Raw genomic sequence first — 6,831 nt, 5'->3', positions numbered from 1 at the left:
CGCGGCCGTGGAAGCGAGGGCTGCCCGGATTCGGACGGCCGGGACCCGGACCCGGGTCCGCCGCGGCACGCACCCGCGCGCCCGGGGGCCGGCAGGCGGAGCCCACGCCCGTCCGCGGCGTCCGGCCGGTCCACCCGCCGCCCGGCGGCGGATCCCGCCCGAGGCCGTCCGCCCGCGTCGGCGAGCGGTGGACCGCCTCCCACAGACCAACAGGACAGCGCAGAAGCCTTCACGCAAGTACACATAGGAAATTTCCTACGCGCCTGTTGTTGGCATCCGTGCGCTGTTGTGGTGATGTCCTCGTATTTCTAGCGTGGTTTGCGGCTTCGAGAAGTTCGCGAAGGCCGGCCGTGTGCGGGTGATCGGACGCGCCGCCATCCTCCGGGATGGCGGCACAGCCCGCTCCGGCCGGCTTCGAAGCCCTCGCGGGACATCCGCGAGCACACCACACCACGACAGAAAGGGAATGATCATGCGCGCTTACGTGCGTCCCACCCTCGCCAAGGCCGGCGGCTTCCGCAAGACGACCGGGCTCGCCGGCCGGAGCGCCCCGGACCTGCTGGGCGGCAAGAACCTGGCCTGACGCGGCCACCGCACGACCGCTCCGCACCCGCCACGGGTGCGGAGCCCCGGCCGGCCCTCCCGCCGGCCGGTGAGCCGGGTGGCAGCCGCTGCCACCCGGCTCGCCCGTCTCCGGACACCGGCGGCCGGAAGGCGTGCACGCCCACGGCTCCGCTCCCCCACCCGGAGGGGGCTTCCGACCCGAAGGCAACGGCCCGGCCCGAACAGGTCCCTCGCGGGACGACGAGGAGACCGGCACGAGCCGGGGCAGCTGCCTCCTCGGCCCCGCCGGGGCCGATCCCCGCCACCGGCCGAAACCGGTGGTCCCCTCGATAGGAGACTGATGGACGGTTCCTTCTCCCCACCCCCCGCCTCCGCGTGGTTCGTCGTCCTCCCCGACACCGACGCCGCCGCCGGGCTCGGCGCACGGGCGCGTGCGCACGCCTCCCAGGAGGTGGCGCACCCCTCCGGCCGCCCCTGGATCCTGGGCCACTGGGCGCAGGACGCGCTGACGGTGGGGGACTGCGGCGACGCGCGGGTGGCGGTGCTCGGCGAGCACCTGGTCACCGCCGAGGAGGCCGCGCGGGCCGCCGCGGCGGCCCGGGACTCGCTGGCCTCGCTCGACCGGTTCACCGCGGCGTGGCCCGGGAGCTTCCACCTCCTCGCCAGCGCCGCCGGCCGGGTCCGGATACAGGGGGGCGTGGTGGGGATCCGGCGCGTCTTCCACGCCGGCTCCGGCCCGGTGACGGTGGCGGGCGACCGCGCGGACGTGGTGGCGGAGCTCGCGGGCAGCAGCCTGGACGAACGGCGTCTGGCCGTCCACCTGCTGACCCTGAGCCTGCTGCACCCCCTGGCGGGGCAGCCCGTGTGGGACGGGGTGGAGCGCCTGCCCGGCGACCACTGGCTGTGCCTCCCCCCGGAAGGGGGCACGCGGCGGTTCCGCCGGTGGACCGCGCCCGAGCCCTCCGTGCCCCTGGCCGAGGGCGCCGAGGCGCTGGCGGAGGCGCTCACCACCGCCGTCGACGTACGCACCCGGGGCCGTTCCCTGGTGACGGCGGACCTCGGAGGCCTGGACTCCACGGCGGTGTGCTGCGCGGCCGCCCGCGGCACGGCCCGGGTGGTCGCGTACACCGCGGAGACCCACGACCCGCTCGGCGACGACGCGCACTGGGCCCGCCGGACGGTGGCGGCCCTGGGGAACGTGGAGCACCATCTGGTCCCGGCCGAGCGGATCCCCCTGACCTACGACGGTCTGGACACGTTCGACGACCGCCTCGACGCCCCCTGCCTGATGGCCGTCGACCACCGGCGCCGCATGAGCCTTCTGGAACTGGCCGCGCACCGGGGCTCCACCCTGCACCTGACCGGCATGGGCGGTGACGAGCTCCTGATGGGCTGTGCCGCGCACCTGCACACGATGGTCCGCACGCATCCGCGGGCCGCCCTGCGGAGTCTGCGGGGCTTCACCGCCAAGTACGGGTGGTCCCGGCGGGAGGTGCTGCGCCAGCTCCTCGACCGGCGGGACTACCCGTCCTGGCTGAAGGGGGTCGGGCAGGACCTGCTGCGGCCCCAGCCGCGGGAGCGCGAACCCCTGCTGGAGTGGTGCGTGCCGCCCAGGCTGCCGCCGTGGACGACGCCCGACGCCGTCCACGCGGTGCGCGAGCGCATCCTGGCCGAAGCCGCCACCGTGGAGCCGCTGGCCGCGGGCAGGGGCCACGGGACGCACCGGGAGCTGGCCACCATGGACCTCACCTCCCGTTTCGCCCGGCACGTCGACCAGATGGCCGCGCCGCTGGGAGTGGCCTGCGAGGCGCCCTACTACGACGACCGGGTCGTCGAGACGTGCCTGGCCGTGCGCCCGCAGGACCGGATCACTCCCTTCCGCTACAAGCCGCTGATCGTGGAGGCCATGCGCGGCATCGTGCCCGAGGAGAGCCGCACGCGGGCCACCAAGGCCAATGCCGGGATGGAGGCGGAACTCGGCCTGCGCCGCCACCGCGAGCGGCTGCTGGCCCTGTTCGAGGACTCCCGTCTGGAGCGGCTGGGCCTGATCGACGCCTCCGCGCTGCGCCGGTGGTGCGACGTCCCGGTGTCGGCGGAGCTGGGCAGCGAGCTGCTGCAGCCGACCGTCGCCTGCGAGGTGTGGCTGCGGTCCCGTGAGAACGCCACCGCCTCCTCGCGGACGGCCCCCTGACCCATCGTCCCGGCCGCCCGCGGCGGACCGAACGGAAGGAAGACCCCATGGCACTCACCCTGCGCCCCGGTGTGCTGATGACCGACACCGAGTACGGAACGGCGCTGCTCGACCAGCGGAGCGGCGAGTACTGGACCCTCAACCCCACCGCTGCCGCCGTGCTGCGCGCGCTGCTGGAGGGCCGCTCCGCCCGGCAGGCGGCGACGGCCCTCACCGGCGAGTACGACGTGGCTCCCGAGGAGGCCGAGGAGGACGTGCTCCGCATCCTCGGCGAGCTGCGCGACGCGCGGCTCGTCGCGGGCTGAAGGGGCCCGGCGGCCGCAGCTCCGCCGGAGCGACGCGCCGGCCCGCGGGCCGGCGCGGGAAGAGAAGTCCGCGGGAGAAGAGAAGGAGAAGAGGAGAAGGTGTCGACCCCCGAAGCGGTTCCGTACGATCCCCGCTCCGTCCCCCTGGCGCACCGCCTCGCGGCGCGGGCCGCCGTGGGCTGCGCCCATCTGCTGGCCGTGCTGCCCCCGGGCCGCATCCGCGCCGTCCTGGAACTGCTGCGGCGCGGCGCCCGTCCGGCTACCGAGGCGGAGGCGGCCAGGGCCCGCGAGACGGTGCTCGCGGTGAGCCTGGCCTGCGGCGGACAGCGCGGCTGCCTGCCGCGTTCGCTGGCCACCGTGCTGCTGTGCCGCATGCGCGGCCGCTGGCCCGTGTGGTGCGTGGGGGTGCGCACCAGCCCGCCCTTCGCGGCGCACGCCTGGGTGGAGGCCGAGGGCGTACTGGTGGGCGAGGGCTGCCCGGCCGACTACTTCCAGCGCTTCTTCAGCGTGGGGTGAGGCCGTTGACCGCGCAGACCGCACCCGCGGCCCGGACGGACGCCGTCGGCGGCGGGGGACCGCGGGAGGGCGGGGAGGCCGTCCCGACCCGCCCCCGGCGGCTCTCCGGCCGCGTCGGCAAGGCCCCCTCCGGCGCCCGCGCCCTCGCCGGGCGGCTCCGTCCGCACCGCACCGGCATCCTCGCGGGCACGCTGCTCGGCCTGCTGGGCGGTCTGCTCTCCCTGGCCCAGCCGCTGGCCGCCAAGCGGCTGGTGGACGAGCTGGGCGGCGGGCGTGCGGCGGCCGGCTGGGTGCTGCTGCTCAGCGTGCTGGTGCTGGCGGGCGCCGTCCTGGCCGCCGCCGGGCAGTACGTCCTGGAGAGGACCGGGGAGGCCGTGGTCCACACCGTCCGGCGACAGCTCACCGCGCACCTGCTGCGGCTGCGCGTGCCGGCGGTGGAGCGCGCCGAGCCCGGTGACCTGATCTCCCGCGCCACCTCCGACACCACCGTCCTGCGCCGGACCGCCGTCCAGTCGGTGGCCTCGGCCGTCGTCGGCTCACTGCTCCTTGTGGCGACCGTCGGCCTGATGGGACTGCTGGACGCGGTGCTGCTGGGCGTCACCCTCGGCGCGCTCGTCCTCGTCGCCGCCGCGGTGGCGGCGGTCGCGCCGCGCATCGGCCGGGCGGCCCGGCAGGCGCAGGAGGCCGTCGGCGCCATGGGATCCGCCCTCGAACGCGTGCTGGGCGCCTTCCGCACCGTCAAGGCGGCCGGCGCGGAGCCGCGGGAGACCGCCCGTCTGCACGAGGCGGCGGACGGCGCACGCCGGGCCGGCGTGCGCGCCGCGGGCTGGGAGGCCGTCTCCGCCACCGCCGGGAGCGTGGCGGTGCAGGTGGCGTTCCTGGCGGTGCTGGGGGTGGGCGGTGCGCGGGTGGCCTCGGGCGCGACGGAGGTCTCCACGCTCGTCGCCTTCCTGCTCTACCTCTTCTCGCTGGGCCCGCGCGTCCACCAGCTCGTCGACGTCGTGGGCCGCTTCCAGGAGGGTTCGGCCGCCGCCGTGCGCGTGCGGGAGGTGGAGGGGATGCCCGCCGAGCACCTCGGCGCCGGCCCCGCCCCGGACCCCGCTCCCGCCGGGACGGACCTCCCGGAGCCGGCCTCGCTGGTCTTCGACCGGGTCGGCTTCTCCTACCGGGCCGGGCTGCCGCCCGTGCACCGCGAGGTGAGCTTCACCGTCCCGGCCCGGGGCATGACGGCTCTCGTCGGGCCCTCGGGCGCGGGCAAGACCACCGTCTTCTCCCTGGTCGAACGCTTCCACGAGCCGGACACCGGCCGCGTCCTGCTCGACGGCCGGGACGTGAGGGACTGGCCGCTGGCCGAACTGCGGGCCGCCATCGGATACGTCGAGCAGGACTCCCCCGTCCTGTCCGGAACCCTCCGCGACAACCTGCTGTTCGGCGTCCCGCCGGCCGGGATGCGGCATCTGGAGGAGGTGCTGCGCCGCACCCGGCTGGAGGCCCTGGTGGCCCGGCTGCCGCAAGGGCTGGACACCCCCGTCGGCCACCGGGGCGACCGGCTCTCGGGCGGCGAACGGCAGCGCGTCGCCGTCGCGCGCGCCCTGCTGCGCTCCCCCAGGCTCCTGCTCCTGGACGAGGCCACCTCCCAGCTCGACGCGGCCAACGAGGCCGCGCTGCGGGACACCGTCGCCGACGCCGCCCGGAGCACGACCGTACTGGTCGTGGCCCACCGTCTGTCCACCGTGACAGCGGCCGACCGGATCGTGGTCATGGAGGAGGGGAGGGTCAGAGCGGTGGGCACCCATGACGAGCTGCTGGCCGGCGACGCCCTCTACCGCGGCCTGGCGGCCACTCAGCTGCCCGGCCCGCTCTCCGGGGACCGGGGGCGGAACGGCACCGGACGGGCGGCGAAGGCGCGGGGCAGCCGGGACGGGTGACCGCACCGGGCGCCGTCCCCGGCCGCGGGTCCCGCGCCCCCGGCTGCGCGGTGGTGGAATGCCGACATATCGATACCATGAGGGCGAACGGGTCTTTTCATCCGTCCACTCCCCGCGGGAGGGGAAGATGACGAAGAAGAAGAGGAAGTTCCGCAAGGGGGACAGGGTCTCCTGGAAGAGCCACGGGAGCGAGGCCGTCGGCAGGGTCGAGAAGGAGATCACCTCCCGCACCGAGGCGGGCGGGCGCACCGTGGACGCCTCCCCCGACGATCCCCAGTACCAGGTCCGCAGCGAGAAGTCCGGCGGCCGGGCGGTCCACCGCCCCGACGCCCTCCGCGAGAGGGGTCCCGGGGATGGCTGAGCACCGCGACGACCGCGACGGGACCGTCACCGAGTTCGGGAAGCTGGTCAACCTCACGCCCCGGCAACTCCAGGACTGGCTGGAGCGGGACGAGTCCAAGGCCGCCGGACAGCACCGGGGCGGCGGGGAGAGCACCGGTCACGCCTCGGGCCGCCGCATCGTCGAGCTGCTGCGGACCTCGAAGTCCGACCTCAGCGACGACGACGTGGCCCACATGCGCAAGGTCAACGGCTACATCAAGCGGCACCTGGCCCAGCGGCCCTCCGGCGACGTCACCGACACCACCTGGCGGCACTCCCTGATGAACTGGGGGCACGACCCCCTCAAGGACCGCTGACGCCCCCGCCCGCCCGCGTCACCGCTCGGGCTCGCCCTCGTCCACGCGGTAGGACCTGCTCCAGGTGGCTCCGCAACGGCAGCGGGACAGCTCGATCAGATCGCCTTCCTCGGACACCTCCAGCCCGTGGTTGAGGCGAACGTGCACATGCTCTGTCATGGTGGACCGACTCCCGGTCGACAAGGGCTCTCCGGCCCTGTGGCCGGCGCGGACGCCCTCATCATCCACGCCCGTCGCGCCCCGGGAAATGGCACGGGTCACTTCTTCCGGCCGGCCCGCCCCGTCCGCGGTGCCCTCTCCCGCCGCACGGTCGCGCGGAGGAGCGGGGAGGGCGGCGGGACCGGGCTCCGTGAGGTCCGGAGGAGGCCTGAGGACCGGTTCTCCGCCGGAAAGGAGGAGGCGGATGCCGGTACGCGGCGATCCCCTCGGACGAACCGTCCGGGCCGTCCGCAGGCTTCCGGGTGCCGCGGTCCGTCCGGCGGTGGCCCCCCTCGGCCCCCGCGGGCACGGGAGCGCCCTCCCGCCCCGCTCCGCGCGGCCCGGTGCCGGGCCGGGCTCCGTCGGCCCGGGCGGGAAGAGGCCCGTCATCGCCCTCCGGGCGGAACGTCCCGCGCCGGACGGAGGCCGGC

Annotated in this window: 8 protein-coding genes; 7 read left to right on the top strand and 1 reads right to left on the bottom strand. The window is 75.9% G+C overall.

The window, feature by feature from the left end; all coding sequences use genetic code 11:
* The first annotated feature begins 472 nt into the window (after positions 1-472).
* The 7 genes from ACLIYP_RS28505 (at position 473) to ACLIYP_RS28475 (ending at position 6,202) form a co-directional block, all read left to right on the top strand.
* Complete coding sequence (locus ACLIYP_RS28505; protein ID WP_245770004.1) at positions 473-583, top strand: keywimysin-related RiPP; 111 nt, start codon at positions 473-475, stop codon at positions 581-583.
* Positions 584-904: 321 nt separating this feature from the next.
* Complete coding sequence (locus ACLIYP_RS28500; RefSeq protein ID WP_412715978.1) at positions 905-2,755, top strand: lasso peptide isopeptide bond-forming cyclase; 1,851 nt, start codon at positions 905-907, stop codon at positions 2,753-2,755.
* A gap of 47 nt (positions 2,756-2,802) precedes the next feature.
* The gene (locus ACLIYP_RS28495; protein WP_412715977.1) at positions 2,803-3,060 is read left to right on the top strand and encodes a lasso peptide biosynthesis PqqD family chaperone; all 258 of its coding nucleotides are present in this window, start codon (positions 2,803-2,805) and stop codon (positions 3,058-3,060) included.
* Between the two features lie 99 nt (positions 3,061-3,159).
* Positions 3,160-3,576, top strand: a complete 417-nt coding sequence (locus tag ACLIYP_RS28490; protein WP_412715976.1) for a lasso peptide biosynthesis B2 protein — start codon at positions 3,160-3,162, stop codon at positions 3,574-3,576.
* A gap of 5 nt (positions 3,577-3,581) precedes the next feature.
* Positions 3,582-5,504 carry an ABC transporter ATP-binding protein gene (locus tag ACLIYP_RS28485; protein WP_412715975.1) on the top strand — a complete coding sequence of 641 codons (1,923 nt, stop codon included), beginning with the start codon at positions 3,582-3,584 and terminating at the stop codon, positions 5,502-5,504.
* A gap of 127 nt (positions 5,505-5,631) precedes the next feature.
* Entirely contained in the window at positions 5,632-5,865 is a 234-nt protein-coding gene (locus tag ACLIYP_RS28480) for a hypervirulence associated TUDOR domain-containing protein (protein WP_412715974.1), read from the top strand.
* Positions 5,858-6,202 (top strand): DUF3140 domain-containing protein, encoded by a 345-nt coding sequence (locus ACLIYP_RS28475; RefSeq protein WP_412715973.1) that lies wholly within the window; start codon positions 5,858-5,860, stop codon positions 6,200-6,202. The genes ACLIYP_RS28480 and ACLIYP_RS28475 overlap by 8 nt, the downstream gene beginning before the upstream one ends.
* A gap of 18 nt (positions 6,203-6,220) precedes the next feature.
* Here ACLIYP_RS28475 and ACLIYP_RS28470 read toward each other — a convergent pair whose 3' ends face one another.
* Positions 6,221-6,361 (bottom strand): hypothetical protein, encoded by a 141-nt coding sequence (locus tag ACLIYP_RS28470; RefSeq protein ID WP_412715972.1) that lies wholly within the window; start codon positions 6,359-6,361, stop codon positions 6,221-6,223.
* Between the last annotated feature and the right edge of the window lie 470 nt (positions 6,362-6,831).

It is taken from the genome of Streptomyces nanhaiensis (assembly GCF_046614825.1).
GTDB lineage: Bacteria > Actinomycetota > Actinomycetes > Streptomycetales > Streptomycetaceae > Streptomyces > Streptomyces radiopugnans.
This window is presented reverse-complemented; position numbering and strand designations above follow the sequence as displayed.

Coding starts and splice junctions, on each gene's coding strand:
- ACLIYP_RS28475 (WP_412715973.1), top strand. CDS start 5,858: ATGGCTGAGCACCGCGACGACCGCGACGGGACCGTCACCGAGTTCGGG.
- ACLIYP_RS28470 (WP_412715972.1), bottom strand. CDS start 6,361: ATGACAGAGCATGTGCACGTTCGCCTCAACCACGGGCTGGAGGTGTCC.
- ACLIYP_RS28495 (WP_412715977.1), top strand. CDS start 2,803: ATGGCACTCACCCTGCGCCCCGGTGTGCTGATGACCGACACCGAGTAC.
- ACLIYP_RS28480 (WP_412715974.1), top strand. CDS start 5,632: ATGACGAAGAAGAAGAGGAAGTTCCGCAAGGGGGACAGGGTCTCCTGG.
- ACLIYP_RS28500 (WP_412715978.1), top strand. CDS start 905: ATGGACGGTTCCTTCTCCCCACCCCCCGCCTCCGCGTGGTTCGTCGTC.
- ACLIYP_RS28505 (WP_245770004.1), top strand. CDS start 473: ATGCGCGCTTACGTGCGTCCCACCCTCGCCAAGGCCGGCGGCTTCCGC.